A 20,467-nucleotide genomic window follows, 5' to 3' on the forward strand; every position below is an offset into this window, starting at 1 on the left:
GAGTTCATGGAAAATTCAACGCAAGAAGTAAAGGACACTTTAGAGCAATTTTGGGCTGAGACAGCCCGGAAGTATGTTGATTGGCTGGAACCATGGAGCAGCGTTTTAAAAGGGAACCTCACGCAGGGTGACATGCAATGGTTTACAGGCGCCAAACTGAATGTCAGCGCCAACTGCCTGGATCGACATTTACCTGCAAGAGCCAATCATCCTGCGATTATTTGGGAAGGCGATAACGCGAATGAAAGTCGCATTCTGACTTTTGCCGAGCTCCACCAGGAAGTATGCCGGATGGCCAATGTTCTTAAAAAATTGGGTATTGCTAAAGGCGATACCGTTGGTATTTATCTGCCCATGATCCCGGAGGCAGCGATTGCAATGCTTGCCTGTGCCCGAATTGGGGCCGTACATACAGTCGTATTTGCCGGTTTTTCAGCAACCGCCTTAAGACAGCGTTTAGAGGCTGCCAATTGCAAACTCTTAATCACCGTCGATAGTTACCAGCGTGGCGGCAAAAAGGTTGCCCTTAAACAGCAAGCGAATGACGCGAGTAAAGGGCTTCCTTTGCAAACGTTGGTGATCAGCGATCAGGAAACGACGGTTCCCTTTGATGCTAATCGGGAGCACCGGTGGCATGAACTCAAGCAAACGGTTAGTAACTTTTGCCCTGCTGAATCGATGGATGCCGAAGATCCCCTCTTTATCCTTTATACTTCGGGCAGTACAGGAAAACCGAAAGGCGTCGTGCACACAACCGGCGGCTATCTGGTGCAAGTCGCTTATAGTCACCAGCATATTTTCAACTGCAAGGATAACGACGTTTTTTGGTGTACTGCCGACATTGGCTGGATAACGGGGCACAGCTATGTGGTTTATGGCCCTTTATGCAATGGGACTACAACGCTTATGTTTGCTGGTGTTCCCACCTGGCCGTCACCTGCCCGTTGCTGGGAAATAATTGACAAATATCGCGTGAATGTTTTTTATACCGCTCCCACTGCTATTCGTGCTTTAAAAAGGGAAGGCGATAAATGGTTAACGACAACAAGTAGAAAGTCATTGCGTCTATTAGGTACGGTGGGTGAACCCATTAATCCTGAAGTTTGGCAATGGTACCAACAAACCGTTGGCTTAAATCATACTCCCATCGTTGATACCTGGTGGCAAACGGAAACCGGCGCGATCATGATTTGCCCGCAGGGCGATCTTCATACAGCCAAACCCGGAGCCGCTAGCCACCCCATGCCAGGCATTTATCCAGTGTTGCTGGATGAAGACGGGAAGGAGATAAAAGGAGCTGGCGAAGGGTTGTTAGCCATCAAATACCCCTGGCCTTCGATGGCGAGGACCATCGCCGGTGATCATGCACGCTATTGTCAGACGTATTTAAGGGATGGTTATTACCTGACCGGTGATGGTGCGCGTCGAGATAGTGACGGTGATTACTGGATTACCGGACGTCTTGATGATGTCCTCAATGTGGCTGGCCATCGTCTCGGTACTGCTGAAATTGAAAGTGCCTTGGTTGCCCACCCATTGGTAGCCGAAGCGGCAGTGGTAGGCATTGAGCACGAGATTAAAGGGCAAGCCGTTTACGCTTTTGTTAGCTTGAAAGAAGGGCAAAAGCCCAGTCCTCAACTACAAGAGCAACTGCTTAACATCGTCAAAACGACCATTGGCGCCATTGCCAAACCCGATGTTATTGAGTGGGTTATTGATTTGCCGAAAACTCGCTCGGGTAAAATTATGCGTCGCATATTACGCCAGATTGCTAATAAGAAAATCTCTACACTTGCTGAATTGGGTGATTTATCTACCTTGGCCAATCCGCAAACGGTCACGGAGCTTATGAAACAGGCGGTGGGGAAAACGGACTAGTTGATGTTGATAACATAATGAATTTTATAAATCCGGTCGATATCACGCTGGCGGGTCAGTTCAATACCCAACAAGCCATGCTTTATCAACGCCAATGGTCCGCCCTACTCAGTTTGGACGATCAAAACAAACCAATAGAAACGGTTGCTGGTGTCGATGTCGCTTATGATAAAGCAACGAATCAAGCGTTTGCGGTCGCTATCGTTATCGATGCTGATTCCCTGGCAATTCGCGAGGTGCAAGAAGCAACGTCTACCATCACTATTCCCTATTGTTCAGGTTTTTTATCCTTTCGCGAAGTACCAGCAATTAGCAAGGCACTGGATAAGTTAAACCAACTGCCAGATTTAATCGTCTGCGATGGTCAGGGCGTCGCGCATCCAAGAGGCTTTGGCTTGGCCTGTCATTTAGGCTTGGCTTATAACATTCCAACGATTGGCTGCGGCAAAAGCAGGCTTTGCGGAGTCGCTGAGGAACCCGGGCCATCAAGGGGGAGTTTTTCTTATCTTTACGATAAACATAAAACAATTATTGGTTGTGTCTTAAGGACGCGTAACGGAGTCAAACCAGTTTACGTCTCTAGCGGCCATAAAATCTCGCTATCCACCGCGCGGGAATGGATATTAAAGCTATCCCCCAAATATCGCCTGCCCGAAACCACCCGTCTGGCGGATGGTTACGCCGATGAATACAAGAAGAGTTGGTTGGCTCAGCAGCCTAATTGTCCCTTATAAGGTTTTGCAACTCATTGGGAGGGGGCTATGCAAATTGAAATAAGAGTTCAGCTCCTCGTCAAGACAGGATTATTAGAGTTTTGTGGATTACCCGTTAAAGGCGTTGAAACTGCAAAAAGAATAGAGGCAATACGCCAGTAGATGTTAATCAGTAACGACTCATAACCAATTAGATTTAAGTCATATATTCCTCCCTGCTTTTAAGTTAATCTTACAGCGTTTTATCTAGATATAGAAAAAATGCAAAGACTAAAAGAAATCATAGAGAATTGGCAAATCAGCATATATTTTATTGCGATCGTTATAGCCATAATCACTGCTTTATTAATTCCAGGTACCTCCATTCTCGAACAATGGATTAACCCCGCATTAGCATTCATGTTATTTGTTACTTTTTTGCAAGTGCCATTTAGTGATTTGAAACAGGCATTCGGGCAAATTCGGTTTCTTATTATTCTTCTGATTGCCAATTTTATACTCGTACCAATCGTTGTGCTGGGTCTTATGTTGTGTTTGCCTGCAGATATAATGATGAGACTTGGAGTATTATTGGTTTTACTAACCCCTTGTGTGGATTATGTAGTTACTTTTTCACATCTTGGGGGAGCGGATGCACGTTTATTGTTGGTTGCCACACCAATATTATTGATTGCTCAGATGCTACTCTTGCCAGTCTATCTGACTCTATTTCTCAATAAAAATGCTGCTCTTTTAGTTCAGGCTGGTCCCTTTATCCATGCTTTTGTGTGGCTAATAGCAGTACCTCTTCTTTTTGCTTTTTTAATACAGCTAGGTGCAAATCGAAACGCTACTGGCAGACAAGTATTTTCGATATTGAGTATATTGCCTGTGCCTGCAACGGCACTTGTTCTTTTCCTGGTAGTTGCCGCGGTGATGCCGACGATGGGGGAAGCCATGGATGAAGTAATGAAAGTATTTCCTGTATACCTCCTCTTTGCAATCATGGCACCCCTTATTGGATGGTTCTTTTCGCGACTCTTTAAGCTATCTGTTCCGGCTAGCCGCTCCATTGCATTTAGTATAAGTACACGTAATTCGCTTGTCATTCTACCGCTTGTTTTTGCTGTACCAGGGGCTATTCCAGTACTCCCGGCGATTGTTATTACTCAGACCTTAGTTGAATTGGTGAGTGAGTTAGCCTATATACGATTACTACCTTTAATGATCAAATAAGAAATTTCCCATGTTTTCGCTCCAGTTTATAGGGAAGGCGCGCAAACTGTACGGGGTACGGTTATTAACCTGAGTACCGCTTACCCGAGTTATGATACCTGTTTAGCAAGCCAATTTTTTAATTGATTATAATGGGAGCTTTGCCAATAAATTTTTTTACAAGTCTGGCATTGCATGAAAGATTGATAATATTTTTAGGCCGTGTCGGGCTAAGACGGCCCGACTACATGGCTGCAACTTGAATTAATTAAATAATCGCACAGTAAGATCCTGGCGGCGGGATAAAAGGATCAATGTCGTCTACAGCCTCATTACCCGCATCAGCAGGTAAGGCCGTTAATTTTTCCTGTAAATCAGCAGGGAGGTGATCTATAGGCAATGCATGCGTTGTAACTGCTTTTTTAGCTGCAAATAAAGATAAATTCAATAAAGAAGAGGGGGTGTAGACTTTCATCTTAATAAACTCTTCCTTAGACCATTTTGCAAAGGTGCTGCCGGTAGGAATTACGGGGGGGACAAACGTACTATCCAGTTGTTGCAGATAGTCGAAATAGACCTTTAAGGTGTGAGGGAGACAAGGGGTGAGATACAAAGGGCTTCTAGAGGCCTGTTCAATAGTACGGATCGCGATTTCCGACGCTTTTGTCGCTGACAAGGGGGAACCTGCCACTTTTCGTGCCATCCGATACATATTAAACCAACTTTCAATTTCACTTCGATATTGGTTAGATACCGCTTCACCAATGCTTGGATTATAAATATTTGCATATTTATCAGTTTGCAAGCAAACCGCAAAATTGATAATCCCTACCATTAATCTCTCTAAACTTAGGCTAGTGTATTTATCAATATCGCCCAGCAGGGATATTGCGGTGTCCAAGACCTGGAAATTAACTTCCCCACTATGTTTAGCTGTTGCAATATCTTTCCTAAGAGCGTCGATTAATTTAGGGATAAAATCAATTTCTAATTCACGTAAAGTCATATTATGGTGCCAAAAATAAATTTGGCAGATCGTATAATTAATATCACTATTTGTCAATTATATAAGCATTTTATTTATAATTATTACTTTATGGTCTAATGGTGCTCTATCATTCACATAAAGAGTACAACATTCTAAGTGGAAGACAATGAAAGCCGGAGGCTGCAACCGGAATTCAAAAATAGTCCCAACATGAATGAATCAAAACACTTTTCACCATCCGTCGTAACATCGGCTTCACATCCACATGACTCACTCCCAAAGCCAAACAATAGTGTTTCTTTATGTAAAGGATTGGTGCGAATGAGCAGCATAATTCCGGGATGCAATCGCAGGACCCTGCTGTTCGCAACAAAAGCCCAAAAATCACATGGCAGATTGGGTATTAAAGCACTTTGTCTTAGAAAAATTTCGGGCCAGATCCCTGGCCCGAGATGGTTTAAATCAAAGCAGTTGAGGGAGAGTCCTCTAACCGCTGTTCTGTCTCTTCTGCCTGTTCTACTTTTAATGCGCGTAGAGATTCCCGGCATTGACCTAAAAAAGCATCTTTTAGTTGTTTTGAGTTTTTACCAGGGACGGGAAGTAATTCTATTGCCGGAATCAAGTTCTCCAGGAAGGAGGCGCACTTTTCATGCGAATGCTCTGGTGCCGCTTCCAGTTCTGGCTGCGCCAAATACAATAGCTCTTTACCTGATTGTTCGCTTAACATTTGTTCAAAGTAAGGCGTAATAAAAGGGCTGGTTTCCAATGCTTCTTCGCTGCCATACCATTTCACCAGGGCTTCTTTATATTGTGCAATGGCTTCAGGTTTGAGAAAGTCAGTGTAGCTTCGAATACCGAAGGGAAAATTCTTACCCAGGTGGAAACGTGGTTTAATGCCAATTTCGGACAAATAGGCCAGCAATTCTTTCTCAAAATTGGCAATTCCAGGCGCATTGGGATGGGTGACTATATCAATTGCCAGGATATGCTCATCCTCCGAGTTGGTTGATGTCGTGGACAACCCGCCATTGCTTCCCTTGATGTAGCGTGCATAAACAGCGTAAGTAACAGGGCATTCACCGCGTGCTATTGCTGCTTTTGCTAACTCTTCAATTTTTTGTAAAACAGCAGCGAGTACGTCACCGGCTTCTTCATCTTTCACTGGTAAGAGATAACTGGTATCCCTCATTTTCTTGGGAAAAGCAGTTTGATAATGGGTAATTTTGTTTTCATGATCAACAATTGGATCCGTTCCGCGCGTTTCTGTTATCGTTGTTGCAGCCAGCGATAAATAGTAGGGTAAGAGTTTTATCAGTTTAGAGTCGAGGAGGAATTCTTGCAGAGAATCACCGACTCTTACACTTAATTCTTGTGCCAAAGAACGGGCATCAGCAGCATAAGGTGGATTTAAGTGTTGAGTAGGCGCTTCGTCGGTGTGATTCCACAAACGAATTTGCCATTTATCATGCGAAGATAACTCATCAAGCGGGGTGGGATTCCCGACTCCAACACCAATTAAACTAAAATATTGATTCTCTGCCAGGAGTTTCCCTAGATGAGGTCCCATTGCTTTTGCGTCAGGGAAGTTCTGAATGGTCTCTTTCAGATTAAATGCTTCGACGACTTTCATCGTCATGCTGAGAACAATCCCTAATGCACCTGAGTGGGCTGCAGACAAGATAGCAAAGTCTTCATCGCCAACCGTTATTTCCCGGATATTTCCATCATGATCACAGATTCGTAACCCAGTAATCTGGCCACTGAAAGCAGGTTCATCGCGGCCAGTTCCATGCCCTCCGGTGCCTGCCAAACCGACGGCACTCGCCCAGGAAAGCATGCTGACTGTTCTTAAAGAAAGTCCAAAATCTCTAAGTTTTTGCGCAAGTTTAGCGATTTGTACGCCTGCGGTGACTAAAATTTCGTAAACTCGAAGACGATCGAGAGGGTTCTTTGAATCCACAGAGGGAGTATGTTCCATTTCGCCCAGTTTTTTTACGCCTTGGTATTTGGGACTAAAGCGAATAATAACATCAGCAACGGAGCCTTCCGAGAAGGAAAAGGATTCATTGTAGCGTTGCTCTTGTACTTTTGCCCAAGGGAAGCAGCACCAGCTTTGCTCTTTGTCCGCCCATCCTGCGGTACCTTTTACACTGATTTTATGGTCAGTATGCTGGGCATTTTGCTTTTTAACGGCCCGCATGACCTCTTGTACTTGTTTTTCATTGTCAACTTGGACAACAACCGCTTTACGTTTTACAACATTTTCCATGTAGTTGGTCCAGGTTTCTACCTTATAGGCAATTCCCCTGGCTTTGAGGTCTCCCAGAAAAGCTGCTTTGGATCCTTCTGCAAATGGCATGTTCACTCCTTGAACGAGGTTGAGGTTGGAAATTTATACTGTCATGTTTTTGAATAATCCGTCAATAGCCTTCCTTTTTAAGTTGCAGCCAGGTCGCTGCGGTTTCACTTTTACAGTCGGTTATCCTTAGAGCTTTCCATGTCGAGTAGGAGGACAATGCTGTGCATCGGTGTTTATTGGAGTGGGAATTCATCACTTTTTACCATCTTGATACCGAGATGGAAAAGCTCTTCTTTTTTATTGTTATTAAAGTCCTCTTCATTAAAAGAACGGGTAGCATCTTCAATTAAATAACAGGTGAAGCCTTCTGCATGGGCATCTTTTAAGGAGAAATAGACGCAGACATCGGCGCATAAGCCGCAAAAATAAAGTGTTGTGGCTCCCTTATCATGCAGATAGCCAGCCAAGCCAGAGCTTCTTTGGCGTTGACTGTCATAAAATCCACTATAACTGTCTATGTCCGCATGGGTGCCTTTGCGAAAAATGGCTTCAATTGCGTTAGTATTTAACTGTGACGGAAATGCAGCGCCGATGGTTCCCTGGACACAATGATCTGGCCAAAGGATTTGCTCTATTCCATTTAGCTTGATTTTTTCAAACGGTTTTTTACCAGGATGGTTGGATGCAAAACTCTTGTGATTGGGGGGATGCCAGTCCTGAGTTGCGACAACCAGATCAAAGTGGTTTAACAACCGGTTAATGACAGGGATGACCAAATCGCCATGCGGGACAGCGACTGCTCCTCCTGGGATAAAATCATTTTGCATGTCCACGATAACCAGGGTCTTCATCGAAAACTACCTTCTGTGTTCTGCAATTAATTGATTGCGTAGTTGATACAATGGTTCGCTAAGCCCAATTTTGTAAAGATGGGGATTGCTGAATCGTTTATACTCCTGAGGCAACTGATTGATACGTTCTTGGCTGTACCTTGCTATCTCATTGAGCGGCTTGGCTGCCAATAAGCGTTGACCTTTTTCCATAACCTTTTGCAGTACAGGCTCCAGGTTATAATCTTTAATGGAAAATGATTTTGAATGTTCGAAAGGGTGATACATCATTGCCGGCTTTTTTTCTGTTCCAAGCGCGATAACATCAGCGCAGAACGTGTTATCTGTTTCCAATACGCGAAATACCTGCTTTTTATAAGGGATAGTTATTTTTGCCAGGGTGTCAGAAAGTTTGATGCAGGGTTTATTGTTAACAAACGCCAGTTTGTAGACCCCATCCAAAGCGGCATCGGGTGCGCCTATAGCCAGATTAGTACCGACTCCAAAGGCATCAATAGGAGCGCCCTGGTCCAGTAAATTTTTGACGATAAATTCATCCAGTTGGTTTGAGGCAGTAATTTTTACATAATCAAGTCCAGCATCATCGAGCATTTGACGGGCTTTTTTTGCCAGCCAGGCTAAATCACCACTATCTAGACGAATTCCTTGCAAGCGGCAGCCGCGCTTTTCCATTTCTTTTGCTATGGTAATGGCGTTAGGTACACCACTCGTCAGCGTACTGTATGTATCAACAAGTAAATGACAATGATCCGGCCAAATCTCGGAAAATTCGCGGAAAGCTGATAATTCATTGTCATAACTTTGGATAAAGGAATGAGCCATTGTCCCTGCAACGGGAAGATGGTAGTCACGTCCGGCACGTACATTACTGGAGGCATCAAATCCACCGATTATAGCGGCCCGACTGGCATAATAGCCGCCAGGACCTTGGGCTCTTCGCAAACCAAAATCAATGAGTTGCCGCTTTCCTGCTGCCTGCCTTATACGACTGGCTTTTGTTGCTATCAGGGATTGAAAATTCAGTATATTAAGTAAAAGCGTTTCAATGAGCTGCGCCTCAATAATGGGCGCTTCAATAGTCAGAACAGGTCGCGTCGGAAAGATAATATCGCCTTCCTGAGAGGAATAAACGCTGCCATTAAATTTGAAACTTTTCAAATAATGAATGAACTCCGGGTGCATTTTTTGCTGCTGCAAAAAAGCAAGGTCTGCCTGATCAAAACGAAGGGTTGCCAATATATCCAACAGATCATCCAGGCCGGCAAAAACAGCATACCCGCCCTTAAAGGGCGGTGCGCGAAAAAAATAATCAAAAACGGCGCTGTGATCCCGGTATCCCTTCAAAAAATAAACCTGTGCCATCGTTAATTGATAGTGATCAGTATAAGTGCCTGTATAGTTAATCATTGGAATCCCTAGCTATTGCCTTAGCTCATACTCATGGTGTGGCCAAAAACCAGAGGATAGCGCTATTCCCTCTATTTGGTCTGGTATCTATTTTAATATAGCTCTAACCGCGTAAGTCTTTCTTCTACCAGGCTCAGATATTGATTCGTTGCGGGATGGCCTCTTTGGTTTCCTGAAAAAACAAATTATTTCTTCGCAAGATATTGTTATAGCAGTAAAAGGCAGGTTGCAGGATTAGTAAAACAGTTAAAAAGGCACTTCAACGTTATCAACTACCTTGATGCCGGGGATGCAATCAAAGCACAAGCTACACACAAAGAGTGAAGTGTGGCATGCCTCTATTTCAGATCCAGGTTATGCCATTATTCAATTGGCAAAACCTGCTGGATTTTACCGCTTAATTTTGCACCAAACGTTAGAATACCTGGAAATTGTTTGACAAGAGGTAAGAGGAGAGAATTAGCCCAGGGAGCCATCATTGCCAATCGGGCAAACACAGCAGCAGCATGGATACGTTTTACAAAGTGTTTGCGCCATTGTTTGGTATAGTCGGCGCCAGCGTTATTGAGCCCCTTGCCCGTCAGAATCTCATTTTTGTGGGCGATTAGGGTTTGGGAAAGCAGCCACGCAGATTGCATGGCCATACTGATTCCTTCGGCAACAACCGGGTGTGCTTCGCCAGCCAGGTTACCCACAAAAAATTGATGATCCTTATAACAATGGCGAATGCCAGGGCGAATCGGGCCTGCAGCAAGCCAGTTCCCTTGACGTTCTGCCCGCATAAGCGTCTCTCGCACACCCCGGCAGTGCGCCATGAGGTATTGCAAGACCGCTTCACCCGCTGATAAACCGGGATAGTCTGATCTCAGATTATGTAAGGTATCACGACGAATACAGCACGAAAGTGTGACTCGTTGATGATCACTGTGAACGAGGCCCCCGTATCCACCTGGAAAAGCCAGTAAGGGCATTAAGTCAGAAGGTAAATTGGCATTTAAAAAGTGGGCTTTGAATGCCAATAGGTCGGACGGTTTATGGTCTTTACTATCCGGTCGCCCAACCTGTTTTTCCCAGGAACCATTCGCCATCACAATAACAGCCGCGCTGAGTTCTTTGGTTCCATTCCCGTCTCTGAAAGTACAGGTGAATTCATTCGCTTTAGGCTGCAAAGTTTTTGCTTCTGCAGGTTGCCAAATATGTGCTCCATAGGCTTGGGCTTCATGAAGAAGTGCGGTGTCCAAATGTTCTCGCCCCAAAGCCCTGCCCCCTCTGGCAATTGAAGAGCCAACAAGAGGCATGGCAGAAGTTACGACAGTATCCGCAGTATATAAACCAACACGCCTCACTTCCGGGCCACTGTGGGAAAGGTAAAATTCCGCCATTCCCAATTTCTGCAAAAGAGGTAAATTCGTCGCTGATAAAAATTCACCACACACTTTTCTGCGCGGGAAGCGTTTTTTTTCTATTAGACCTACTGACCAACCTGCTTTAGCAAGTAATAATGCGGTTGTTGCACCGGCAGGGCCCCCTCCAATAATAAGTGCATCTAACTTCATCGATTTCATCCATTATTTTTCAAAATGAGAATGCTCCACCTAAAAGGGAAATGCCATTTAATTTGATAATTATGAAGATTTGCCCGCTGCAATAAATGCTTCAATTCCTTGCGGGTAAACCCTTTCTGAATAGAGGTGAGGCCGTCCAGAGTAATCAAGCGATTACCGAATAAAGGGCTGAGCAGTTTATAAAAATAATAGGCTATGGAATGCCTATGAAGATCATTAATGATAACTGCCTTACGTGTAGCGTTGCTTGCTTTAATTAGAAATTCAATGAGTTCCTCATCGTCCAAATGATGGCAAACCAAGGTTAATAAAATGATGTCGACACTGTCTTGTTCTAAGGTCAATTCGGCTTGGTGCTGGAGTTGAAATTCAAGATGATTGCCAATGGGACGCTTTCTCTGTTGCCATTGTTTTAATTCGTTTTGCGCTAATTTGATTGCTTCGGCCGAGGTGTCTAAACCCAACATACGCATGTCAGGATAATAGTGATTGAGATGAAGCAAGAACAGGCCGCCGCCACAACCAACATCTACTAAAACAGCCTCTTTAGGAAAACGCTTGAGTAATTTGACTACCTGTTTAAACGAGCCGAGTAATTTATTTATTCTAAACAATATTTTTAAGCATTGTTCATACTCTTTTGGGGAGTAAAAGTCATGGCCAAGATCGATTAATTCCTTTCTTTTTGATCGTTTCGCTAGCATGAGTGTCACCAGGTCATTTGGTGATATCTTTTTAAAAGATAACGAGAATTTTCATTCTGCAATGATTAGGAGAGGATTACAAGGATGATGGATAATTATTAACTAGCTTGCTGCATTTATCTCCCTTCGTGTAGGATAGGGCGATTTTTAATAAAAATTATAATTAAGGGAAGACGATGAAACGATTACTAGTTGCGACAAGCCTGCTATTTGCTTCCACGGGGTTGTTTGCAGATTGTTCAGAAATGGGGATCAGTATACAGAATGATTCTAACCAGAACTGCCTATTAAAAAATTATATCATTTACTATGGCCTTTTTTCAGAGGGTTCAATTCCCACTACTATCCCAGCTAAAACGTCCACAAGCTTTTTTTATGGAAGCCAGGATAGCATTGGTGTAGGTATTACACTCGCGTATACCTGTGGCAATGAAACCGTCAAATTTTATTCAGGGCAAAACTACTGCAGCTTCTGGACTGGTGCAGGCGATATAGGGGGAATGCCTTATGACTCCAGTACGCTGAGTGTTTCCTACACGAAAACCGCAGGTAGCGCGCTGGCCAATTATCCAGGCCATATTGTCTGGAGAATCTCCTAACCAGGCAATAAGGGCTGTCTTTTTAAGACAGCCTTCGATTTGCCAAACGACTGGAAGGAAAAATAACTTATAATTTAAAAGTTAAATTTTCTTCCATTGTCCTTAACTCGGCTGCATCCAACGGAAAATTAACAGTCCAGGGTCTGATAGGTTTTGGCAAGACAGTTTCTGTGCAATGCAGTTTTAAATCCTCCGCAGAAACATGATGAATATCGAATTCATCAGCCAGTAGTTTTACCCCTTCTTCAAAACTTGCCAGAACTTTTTGTACTGAACTGCTGCCTTCTTGTTTAGAAAATTTCAACAGCTTTGATTGAGAATCCCAAATTAACGATTTACGTCCTTGCTCGCTAATGATTCCAATAACCGTTTTATCATCACGTATGGGAATTGCTGATGGATGGCATTGAAGTTTTAGCAAATTCATTTTAGCGGTTTGGAGACTTATAGGCGATAAATCAGTCTGCATTAACCGCAGCCAGCCCTGACTCGTTTTTTTTTCAAGAATATATAAATCACTAGCGCGATAAAATTTGAATACATCATTGTCCTGATTAATGGGTTCATCCTCTCCCGTAATAATAATGGGCATGCGCGGGGCTGAAGAACCCATGCCTGGGTCAAGGAGAAATTTTACCTGGTTGATGGTAACGATTAGAAAAAGATGGGTGGGTGGTCGTGCTAATATCTCTGAGTCATTAATCGCCGCGCCCATAAGGACATGTGCAGCGCAGAGTTCTGTTTTATACCCCAACTGAGTGAGGGCATCAAATAGTAAAGCGGCCGTTTGAAAACAATAGCCATCATGTTGAGAGGAAAGCATCTCTTTATAGCTGAAAAAAGATAATGAATCGCGCTGAATGGGATGCTGGCGAGCGATTTTTCGCAGCTCAAAATTAGAATAGGGAAACGTGGTCACATGTGCAAAATAAATCTTGCGCAAAAAGTTAATACTGTCTTCTATTGACGCATCAGAGAACTCAGGGGCAGCAACCTGTATTTTTTTTAGATATTGCTTTAGATTAATAGGTTTCACTGTTGCCATAATGAAATTAGCCCGTATAGGATCGATAGACGATCATAACTTTATCCAACTGGTGTTGCCAAGGACAGTTTGCCGCGCAATTTTAACTCGTTTCTAGCTGTACTCTACAGTCGGTATTTCGGCTAATAGTGACTGTGCGTTATAGCCTGTCAGAGTTTGCAGTCTCTTTAGGTCTTCACGAATTTCTACCACCAATTCAAGATCGGTAACACGAGTAAAGAAATCGTTGATGTTATAGTCTGATTGCAATTGTTTTAATGCTTTGACGAACGGCATATATTCTGGCGGCACAGGGAAAAATTGGGGTGTAACAGCGGTTTGGGGTAAATCATATTTTTTTAGTAGGGTATTCAGGGTTGCTTGAAAAAGCGTCTCGAATTCGGCCAGTTTATCGATGAGTGGTTGTGCGATCTCTGCATATTGCGCGTCGACTTGGATTGCACTTAACTCGGTGGGGGTATATTGCACCGTTTGCAAATGACGGAGGTTAGCGAAGTAAATAAGGTCAAGCCGCTCATTATATTGAGCTAGTTGCTCTTGATTCGCGATGAGGTAATCGGTGCGTAAAATAGCTTGTTTATGCTGTAGCACACGCTCTTTGCTGCTATGGGCATCCAGACGATTGGGATTAAACTCGGTAGCCCATTTAATTGACCGTCTTAAAAATAAAAAATTCATCAATAAGTAATTAGTTCGGCAATTAACATCATAGAAGAGATGTAAGATCTCCAATTCATGCACTAAATCATCAACTATTTGTATCGCTTCCCCTGCGTTTTGGGTATTGGGAATAGTACGATTATATTTCTGTAATGCTTCTTGAGCCCATTTAAGCGCCAGAGTGGGTTCGGGAGTAAAAAGGTGGATGTTTGCTCCACCCTGGATCTCTTTATAAATTTTTTTCGCTAAATCATCAAGTTCCTGTTCAGTGAGGTCTTGGATATTAACCGCAGGGGGCGTTACACTTCCGGCGCTTGCCAGTGCATGGGATCTGGCAACACCAAGATCATACTGATACTCTGCTTTGGGCGAGGAATGACGATAATTAGTTGATAAATCAGAATAATAATAACTAAGGTTAGGCCAGTAATGGGACTTTACTACTCGCTTGTGGGGAGTAAAATCTTGCAAGAAGCGCTTGATAATGGCTTTTACATCCTCTAGTGGAATGTTTTTTGATTTAGCCGTTTCGTTAATTGCCAATGCTTCCAGTCGCTCTAACTCCGATCTTTCGAATTCTTCTAATTCTTTTAATCGTTCTGACGTTAATACCTCCTCTTCGTCTAAGGGAAATTTTTTCCAGGGTTCTTCTTGCCTGATAAGGATAGACATGTTGTTACAAAAGCTTGATACAATCAGGCTTTTCTTAAAATAGCCAATTCTAAATCCTTCCGCTTGTTTATCGGATTTGATTCGCTGCAATAATTCCTTAATACCGGCAATGGTTACTGCATCATAGTGCAGAGGAAAGGAGTTATAACTTTCCCTGAAAATCCCGCGTTTATCCTCTTTTAAGTTAGCAAAAACACTCTCGCTTAATTGCTTATGCAATGTTTGTATTTCTTCCATAGTGAGGGTTGCCTTTGACGGTGTCATTAAACGCTCACAGAGGGTTGTTGTTGCATGAAATAAATCATACACACAGCCTCTCCCTTTCGGTTCTCTGGCATTATAGTGACGCCAGTTTTCAAAGTTGAGAAAAAATTGATGATCGGTGAATAACAAAAAAAGGAGTTCTGGTCGGATTTTTTTTAAATACAGTAACGGCGGTTGTGTCAGTTGTAATGCTGAATCCTCGACAGGATTAAAGTCGAAGGACTGACGTTGAGCCGCTTCGCGTTCTTTTAGATCTAACTCAGCAAACGGAAGGGTGAACCCTTTAACATGTACTTTTTTTATAAAGGCCGACAGTTGTTTCGTTCTTTGTTCGTCGGAGGATAAGGCCAAAATATCTGTACAGCGGCGGGAGATATAATCAGGGCTTAATTCACTCTCCTCGTTTCCCTGCAGTTCGAGAATACCTCCCATGGGAAAGCGGGTTCTAAATAGGGAGTCTTTAGGATCACTGGCTTCCTGGCGTGTTGAGTGGGCTTTAAAATACTTCTGGGCAATCGCCTTTTTTATAGCGGTTGCAATTTTTTGAGGATAGTCTCTGTCATCATAAAAGGTTGTTAATTCTGGAATAAAAATATAGCGTGTTACCGGCATAGTAGTCTCGTTCTATTAAGTATCTAGCATAATATCAAATAATTTTGAGTTAATAGTTAATCTTTGTGTTCTATATTAAAACTATGGAGTGCCTGATCAAGAGAAGCGATACCTCATGCGTGAAAAGCAAAAATCCCTGACAATTCCATTACTGAGACCAAGACGGAGATAATCATGAAATCCTGTATGCGATTTTATGCGGCATTCGTTAGCTGCGTCGCCATCCTGATAACAACACCTGCCTGGTCGGTCATTATCCTGGAGAGTACCTATCAAAAATCGGGTTTTAAGAAAGCGGAGTCCCTGGCTTTAGAGCCGCAATTTGCGTCCTTAATCTACCTTGAGGGTGACGAAAGCTCGGGTTCTGGATCGTGGATTGGTAACTATAAGGGACATGGGTATGTCTTAACGGCAGGTCATTTATTTACAGATGGGATAAAGGCGTCTTATTACACGTACCAGACTATTGATGGAACAGAATATCATGGGGAGGCGGTTTTCTTTCATCCTTTATGGAATGGAAATCTTACGACTCGGACTGGCTATGATTTTGCCATCGTACGTTTGAAAGAGAAGGTGACAGATGGCGGGACTCAGCCCGTGCTGTATGGGGGAAATCATGAAAAAGGAAAGATGCTAACCTTTATTGGTTATGGCTGGCGTGGAGCTGGTAAAAAGGGGCAGGATACTTCGATTGACACCGGTGATCGTCCAGCGGCAGCCAAGGGATTAATTGAGTCAGTTGAGGAGGCGGTTGAACCGGTACCTAAAAAAGGGGATGCCGGCAATTACATAGGGATTTGGTTACCTAAAGAAGATGGTTCGCTGTCTAATCCATTTACGGAGGAGGGTATTACTAAACCCGTTTCTGCGCTTTCAGGTATTCTTGGTTCGGGAGATAGTGGTGGCCCTGCGTGGATTAGAACCGAAAATGGTTGGGCCATTGTGGGGATTAATTCCAATGGTAGTGGAAATGCTGCCTATGGTGACAAATCGTGGTTTCCACGAATAAGCCATGTCCGTGGATGGATCGAGCAAATCGTGCCCAACACCTTATTTACAAAGTAAAATCTCTCATGCTGAGACAGGAGTCAATGTTGTCTCTTTCGGTCAGCTCTCTGCCCAAAAGAGTTGTTTCGGGTTGTTCGAAATCCAGGTATTTTCTGCAGCTTGTAAGAGCAGGATTGCATTGACGTAACTGCTCTAACGCGGTTTTCCCTCTCTTGAGTATTTTCTTTGCCCATTGATCATCCAGGGTAAAGGAAAGATCCACCAAGTGGCGCACAATATTCGCCAAAACAAGATCGCCAGCCCATCGCTCAATTTTATTGCTTGATTTCCCTACCAGTGCTTCATGAGAAGCAGGAAATAACCAGCTTGCCGAATGATGCTTATAGTCAACTCCAGAGACGGAATGGATGGTATTTTCGGTCTTGTCGAGAACGCCACTGAAAAAAGGCGTGTTTACCCGGTATTCTTCAGGGAGATATCGGAGGATATAGGCCCAAAGGTTAAGATTACCCGTGTTTGATAAATAACTGTGTACCCCTAAATGCATCGGTGCTTTGGGGCGATAGGATGGGACTTTAAGGTATCGTAATCGGTCGGTAGGACCCCCTGCTACTGAATCAATATAATGGAGGTAAACTGCCTCGATGTTGATATCTTTTTTTACTGCTTTTCCTTCAAGCCATTCCTTCATTTGAAGCAGAAGGAATGCACCGCGACTCCAACCTACACCGCAAACGATCAAGCTATCGCCTGCCATAGCGGCTTCATCAGACTGTTTTTTTAAAAAGCGCTTAATTTTTTCAAAATTAGCATTAATGCCGCTATCACCTATATGCCCATCGATTAAAGCACTGACCGATTTCATTAGCGAGCCCTTGTCATTAGTCACATCGGTACCTGGGCCATCAAGAACAAGTCGATGTTCCTCTTTGCACTGTTCAGCTAGTTGGTTAATAAAATTACCCGGATCAAACATTAACCAGGTAGCCGCGTTGCGGAAATTAAAAAAGCCGAAAAATCCGTCTCTACCCGATTGCTTTTGGGTTACTGAAACGGTTCCGTTAGCAAGAATAAGAACTTTTCTAATACCCATTGTCGGATTTCACTCTAGAGTTTGCGGGGGAATAATGGTACTTAATTAATACGTTTTGTAAAATATTTTCTGAACAAGAAGAGGAAAATATCCCTGCTGCACTCGTCAGTGGAATATGCGCCAGAATCTCACCTAATGGGTATAGGTTGTAAATAAACAAGAAAAGTAAATAAGCGAATTGCCTGCAAGTTGCCCACTGGTGTATGCTTGGCGCGAATTAAATACAGAACGGATAAGGAGAAAAAATGACTTCTTTCAGTGGAGAGATGGCGTCATTAGAAGGGCTGGGACTTTTACCAGATTACAAGGTTACCTCTTACAAAAACACAGGGGAATTTTGGTTGGGTCTGGCAAAGCCTGTTTATTTGCCCATAGCAAATGGCTTAACGGCCTGTTTTTATGCTGCAAGGGCCATCTGGTCTGTTCTGCGTACGTTAGGCAATTTAGCGATTTGCAAACCGGTTGCTGCCAGTGAGGCCTTGTCTGATCTAAGCGTAGAGGTTTCATTAGGCCTTCTTATGGGAGTAATGGCACCTATTAACCTGCTCTGCTCTGCAATGGAATTCATGTTTAATATAGCGTCTTGCTGGATTGCAGGAAAAGAAATCACAGACGACTTATCAAAAAATAGTTGGTTTAAAAAGTTTGCTACTGACGCAGGCGAAGTGGATCATCTTCTGCCGTCGGCAAAATATTTTATGAATCGATTCTTTAATAGGTATAAAGATGTAGGCAACTTTCTTGGGACTGTATTTTATACAGCAGGTATACCAATTGAAACGGGCTTTCATTCACTGTATCACGCTTTGCGAGCAGTCGAAAATGCTCTCAATTGCATTGCCAATGTGATTATAGCCAGGCCTCTCCATGCTCAGGAGTGTTTCCGTGATGCGAGTGTCGATTTATCCTTAACTCTTTCTCTGGCAATCATGACGCCGATTAATGCCCTTGTCCAGGGAATTGAAGTCATTACCCGCCTCGGGACTACCTGGGTGTCTGCTTGTATGGAGGGTGAGGACCGCGATTATAGAGGGACTGGTCATAATTTAGTCTGATACATAAAATTGTACCGGGATTACTTACAAAGCTAATCCGGGTGCAAGTTTAAAATTTACGACCACTGTGAGACCTTCCTTAATGTCTTTGTCTATATTAAATATAACAGCCATAGCGATAGGGATATCTTGTGCAGAAGAACAAGTTCTATATAGGAACCTCCGGTTGGAGTTATGATGGTTGGGTCGGCGTTTTTTATCCAGAAAAAATAAAGCCTAAAGAAGTCTTGCCTTATTACGCGAAAACGTTTGATTCGGTGGAGCTTAATAACAGTTTTTATCAAATACCAAAAGAAAAAAATATAAAAACCTGGCTAGAATTAACGCCTGAAAATTTCGTTTTTTCCTGCAAGGCCAATCGCTATATTACCCATATAAAACGATTACAAGAAACGAATGAGACCGTTGAAAAACTATTAAACGCGTTTAGTCATTTTGAAGAAAAATTAGGTCCAATTTTATTTCAATTTCCTCCTTACTGGCCTTTAAACATCCCTCGGCTACAAGAGTTTATAAAAAGCTTGCCTCACAAATACCTCTACACCTTTGAGTTTCGCCATAAAAGTTGGTTTTGCCCAGAACTGTATGACTTACTTAATGCGCATCAAATGGCACTTTGCTTCTACGATCATAAAAATTATCAAACCCCGGAAATTGTGACGGCTTCCTTTATCTATATCCGCATGCATGGTCCAGAGATAGAGGCATATAAAGGGGCCTATGACGATTACAAATTAGCTGAATGTGCCGAGAAAATTATCCATTGGCAAAACGATGGAAAAGCAGTTTATTGTTATTTTGATAATGATGAAAAAGCGAATGCACCCCAAGACGCATCGCGGCTCAAAAGGATGGTAGAGGCGAAGGCCAGGGAAATCCAACCAGATTAAATTTTCTCATCTTACAGGGTGTTATCTTGAGGGATTTGTTTTGAAAAAAGGCTCAGGTAAACCGCGATAAGGTGTTTTGATTGCAAATAAATTGCCTGATGCAGGATTTTGTTGTAACTGTTCATTACTTAAACCCATGCGAGCAGAGGTAACATAGAGAGTGGAAAGATCGTGATCACCAAAGGCCACACTGGTGGGCCGTGGAATCGGTAATGGGATGGAGCTGACTTTTTCCCCCAGTGGGCTGTAACGATTAATACCACTGCCATCCCACATGGCAACCCATAAAAATCCATCCGCATCAACGGTTAGACCATCTGGTAACCCGTCATTATCAGGTATAGCGATAAAGTGTTCTTTGTTAGCGATTGTTCCGTTTTGCAAGTCAAAGTCAAAACGATAAATCGTGTGAGCCATTGAATCGGCAAAATACAAATGCTTGTTATCAGGACTAAAGCCAATACCATTCGATAAGATAAATCCTTCGGCCATCGGTTTAAACGATAAGTCCGCGGTTAATTGAAAGAGAATACCAATCGGTGACTGCCAATCTTTGGCTGCCGTACCCGACCAAAAACGTCCTTTGCGATCACATTTCCCATCGTTAAAAATCACCGCTTTATTGGCATAAGGATCGGCAATAAGGTCTAATTGCCCTGTTTTTAAATTGACGAAGGCATATCCCTGTTCAACAGTAACCAGTAAGTAGTCAGGCGAATGCAAGGCAACACTGGTGACTATCTGGTCTAAAACAATGACACGATTCTCACCCGTCAGTGGATTGAAACGATAAATCGCTGGTCGAAGGCAATCAAGCCAGTACAGAACCCCTTCGTCTACAGACCATAGAGGGCTTTCGCCCAAGATGGCTTCAGTATTTAAAATCGTGTTTGGACTAGGTATTTTCATAATAATAGCAGCCTGGCACTCTTTTTATTATTCAAATAAATGGGACGATACCTTCGCC

The 20,467-nt window shown here is 43.1% G+C and carries 17 protein-coding genes and 1 pseudogene; 7 read left to right on the plus strand and 11 right to left on the minus strand.

Translation table 11 applies throughout. The annotated features are described in order from the left end of the window. The first annotated feature begins 6 nt into the window (after nucleotides 1-6). From acs to ACN4Z1_RS07800, 3 genes are all read left to right on the plus strand, one after another. Nucleotides 7-1,878 carry an acetate--CoA ligase gene (gene acs, locus ACN4Z1_RS07790; protein WP_228365013.1) on the plus strand — a complete coding sequence of 624 codons (1,872 nt, stop codon included), beginning with the start codon at nucleotides 7-9 and terminating at the stop codon, nucleotides 1,876-1,878. A gap of 17 nt (nucleotides 1,879-1,895) precedes the next feature. Continuing rightward, nucleotides 1,896-2,612, plus strand: a complete 717-nt coding sequence (gene nfi, locus ACN4Z1_RS07795; protein ID WP_228365012.1) for a deoxyribonuclease V — start codon at nucleotides 1,896-1,898, stop codon at nucleotides 2,610-2,612. Between the two features lie 240 nt (nucleotides 2,613-2,852). Beyond that, entirely contained in the window at nucleotides 2,853-3,806 is a 954-nt protein-coding gene (locus ACN4Z1_RS07800; RefSeq protein WP_228365011.1) for an arsenic resistance protein, read from the plus strand. A gap of 89 nt (nucleotides 3,807-3,895) precedes the next feature. Here ACN4Z1_RS07800 and ACN4Z1_RS07805 read toward each other — a convergent pair. The 7 genes and pseudogenes from ACN4Z1_RS07805 to ACN4Z1_RS07835 form a co-directional block, all read right to left on the minus strand. Continuing rightward, a pseudogene (locus ACN4Z1_RS07805) lies at nucleotides 3,896-3,985 on the minus strand (Mut7-C RNAse domain-containing protein); the annotation flags it as partial. Between the two features lie 68 nt (nucleotides 3,986-4,053). Beyond that, nucleotides 4,054-4,791, minus strand: a complete 738-nt coding sequence (locus tag ACN4Z1_RS07810; protein ID WP_228365010.1) for a hypothetical protein — start codon at nucleotides 4,789-4,791, stop codon at nucleotides 4,054-4,056. A 439-nt stretch (nucleotides 4,792-5,230) separates the two neighbouring features. Continuing rightward, nucleotides 5,231-7,132 (minus strand): L-gulono-gamma-lactone oxidase, encoded by a 1,902-nt coding sequence (locus ACN4Z1_RS07815; RefSeq protein ID WP_228365009.1) that lies wholly within the window; start codon nucleotides 7,130-7,132, stop codon nucleotides 5,231-5,233. A 173-nt stretch (nucleotides 7,133-7,305) separates the two neighbouring features. Further along, nucleotides 7,306-7,923: a bifunctional nicotinamidase/pyrazinamidase gene (gene pncA, locus ACN4Z1_RS07820; protein WP_228365008.1), complete on the minus strand. Its 618-nt coding sequence runs from the start codon at nucleotides 7,921-7,923 to the stop codon at nucleotides 7,306-7,308. A gap of 6 nt (nucleotides 7,924-7,929) precedes the next feature. Continuing rightward, nucleotides 7,930-9,330, minus strand: coding sequence for a nicotinate phosphoribosyltransferase (locus ACN4Z1_RS07825; protein WP_228365007.1), 1,401 nt, complete (start codon nucleotides 9,328-9,330; stop codon nucleotides 7,930-7,932). 362 nt (nucleotides 9,331-9,692) lie between these two features. Further along, entirely contained in the window at nucleotides 9,693-10,886 is a 1,194-nt protein-coding gene (locus ACN4Z1_RS07830) for an NAD(P)/FAD-dependent oxidoreductase (RefSeq protein WP_228365006.1), read from the minus strand. A gap of 5 nt (nucleotides 10,887-10,891) precedes the next feature. Then, nucleotides 10,892-11,599, minus strand: coding sequence for a methyltransferase domain-containing protein (locus ACN4Z1_RS07835; protein ID WP_228365005.1), 708 nt, complete (start codon nucleotides 11,597-11,599; stop codon nucleotides 10,892-10,894). Between the two features lie 176 nt (nucleotides 11,600-11,775). Here ACN4Z1_RS07835 and ACN4Z1_RS07840 point away from each other — a divergent pair, with 176 nt between their 5' ends. Further along, nucleotides 11,776-12,198, plus strand: a complete 423-nt coding sequence (locus ACN4Z1_RS07840) for a hypothetical protein (RefSeq protein WP_228365004.1) — start codon at nucleotides 11,776-11,778, stop codon at nucleotides 12,196-12,198. Between the two features lie 67 nt (nucleotides 12,199-12,265). Here ACN4Z1_RS07840 and ACN4Z1_RS07845 read toward each other — a convergent pair whose 3' ends face one another. Further along, nucleotides 12,266-13,243, minus strand: a complete 978-nt coding sequence (locus tag ACN4Z1_RS07845) for an arylamine N-acetyltransferase (RefSeq protein WP_228365003.1) — start codon at nucleotides 13,241-13,243, stop codon at nucleotides 12,266-12,268. A gap of 93 nt (nucleotides 13,244-13,336) precedes the next feature. After that, entirely contained in the window at nucleotides 13,337-15,451 is a 2,115-nt protein-coding gene (locus tag ACN4Z1_RS07850; protein WP_419388104.1) for a hypothetical protein, read from the minus strand. A 174-nt stretch (nucleotides 15,452-15,625) separates the two neighbouring features. Between ACN4Z1_RS07850 and ACN4Z1_RS07855 the strand changes: the two genes are divergently transcribed. Further along, nucleotides 15,626-16,519 carry a trypsin-like serine protease gene (locus tag ACN4Z1_RS07855; protein WP_228365001.1) on the plus strand — a complete coding sequence of 298 codons (894 nt, stop codon included), beginning with the start codon at nucleotides 15,626-15,628 and terminating at the stop codon, nucleotides 16,517-16,519. Here ACN4Z1_RS07855 and ACN4Z1_RS07860 read toward each other — a convergent pair. Continuing rightward, on the minus strand, nucleotides 16,509-17,555 hold the full coding sequence (locus ACN4Z1_RS07860) for a hypothetical protein (protein ID WP_228365000.1): 1,047 nt from the start codon (nucleotides 17,553-17,555) through the stop codon (nucleotides 16,509-16,511). The genes ACN4Z1_RS07855 and ACN4Z1_RS07860 overlap by 11 nt on opposite strands. Before the next feature lie 245 nt (nucleotides 17,556-17,800). Here ACN4Z1_RS07860 and ACN4Z1_RS07865 point away from each other — a divergent pair, with 245 nt between their 5' ends. Together ACN4Z1_RS07865 and ACN4Z1_RS07870 are read left to right on the plus strand one after the other, a co-directional pair. Further along, on the plus strand, nucleotides 17,801-18,610 hold the full coding sequence (locus tag ACN4Z1_RS07865) for a type IV secretion protein Dot (protein WP_228364999.1): 810 nt from the start codon (nucleotides 17,801-17,803) through the stop codon (nucleotides 18,608-18,610). A gap of 131 nt (nucleotides 18,611-18,741) precedes the next feature. Further along, a complete protein-coding gene (locus ACN4Z1_RS07870; protein WP_419388105.1) occupies nucleotides 18,742-19,500 on the plus strand; it encodes a DUF72 domain-containing protein in 759 nt (252 codons plus the stop codon). Nucleotides 19,501-19,521: 21 nt separating this feature from the next. Here ACN4Z1_RS07870 and ACN4Z1_RS07875 read toward each other — a convergent pair whose 3' ends face one another. Beyond that, nucleotides 19,522-20,409, minus strand: coding sequence for an SMP-30/gluconolactonase/LRE family protein (locus ACN4Z1_RS07875; protein ID WP_419388106.1), 888 nt, complete (start codon nucleotides 20,407-20,409; stop codon nucleotides 19,522-19,524). Nucleotides 20,410-20,467 lie beyond the last annotated feature (58 nt).

Origin of the sequence: Legionella sp. ST3F1 (genome assembly GCF_048553315.1) — a bacterium.
In the GTDB taxonomy this organism is placed as follows: Bacteria; Pseudomonadota; Gammaproteobacteria; order Legionellales; family Legionellaceae; genus Tatlockia; species Tatlockia donaldsonii.

Coding starts and splice junctions, on each gene's coding strand:
- acs (WP_228365013.1), top strand. CDS start 7: ATGGAAAATTCAACGCAAGAAGTAAAGGACACTTTAGAGCAATTTTGG.
- nfi (WP_228365012.1), top strand. CDS start 1,896: ATGAATTTTATAAATCCGGTCGATATCACGCTGGCGGGTCAGTTCAAT.
- ACN4Z1_RS07800 (WP_228365011.1), top strand. CDS start 2,853: ATGCAAAGACTAAAAGAAATCATAGAGAATTGGCAAATCAGCATATAT.
- ACN4Z1_RS07810 (WP_228365010.1), bottom strand. CDS start 4,791: ATGACTTTACGTGAATTAGAAATTGATTTTATCCCTAAATTAATCGAC.
- ACN4Z1_RS07815 (WP_228365009.1), bottom strand. CDS start 7,132: ATGCCATTTGCAGAAGGATCCAAAGCAGCTTTTCTGGGAGACCTCAAA.
- pncA (WP_228365008.1), bottom strand. CDS start 7,923: ATGAAGACCCTGGTTATCGTGGACATGCAAAATGATTTTATCCCAGGA.
- ACN4Z1_RS07825 (WP_228365007.1), bottom strand. CDS start 9,330: ATGATTAACTATACAGGCACTTATACTGATCACTATCAATTAACGATG.
- ACN4Z1_RS07830 (WP_228365006.1), bottom strand. CDS start 10,886: ATGAAGTTAGATGCACTTATTATTGGAGGGGGCCCTGCCGGTGCAACA.
- ACN4Z1_RS07835 (WP_228365005.1), bottom strand. CDS start 11,599: ATGCTAGCGAAACGATCAAAAAGAAAGGAATTAATCGATCTTGGCCAT.
- ACN4Z1_RS07840 (WP_228365004.1), top strand. CDS start 11,776: ATGAAACGATTACTAGTTGCGACAAGCCTGCTATTTGCTTCCACGGGG.
- ACN4Z1_RS07845 (WP_228365003.1), bottom strand. CDS start 13,243: ATGGCAACAGTGAAACCTATTAATCTAAAGCAATATCTAAAAAAAATA.
- ACN4Z1_RS07850 (WP_419388104.1), bottom strand. CDS start 15,451: ATGCCGGTAACACGCTATATTTTTATTCCAGAATTAACAACCTTTTAT.
- ACN4Z1_RS07855 (WP_228365001.1), top strand. CDS start 15,626: ATGAAATCCTGTATGCGATTTTATGCGGCATTCGTTAGCTGCGTCGCC.
- ACN4Z1_RS07860 (WP_228365000.1), bottom strand. CDS start 17,555: ATGGGTATTAGAAAAGTTCTTATTCTTGCTAACGGAACCGTTTCAGTA.
- ACN4Z1_RS07865 (WP_228364999.1), top strand. CDS start 17,801: ATGACTTCTTTCAGTGGAGAGATGGCGTCATTAGAAGGGCTGGGACTT.
- ACN4Z1_RS07875 (WP_419388106.1), bottom strand. CDS start 20,409: ATGAAAATACCTAGTCCAAACACGATTTTAAATACTGAAGCCATCTTG.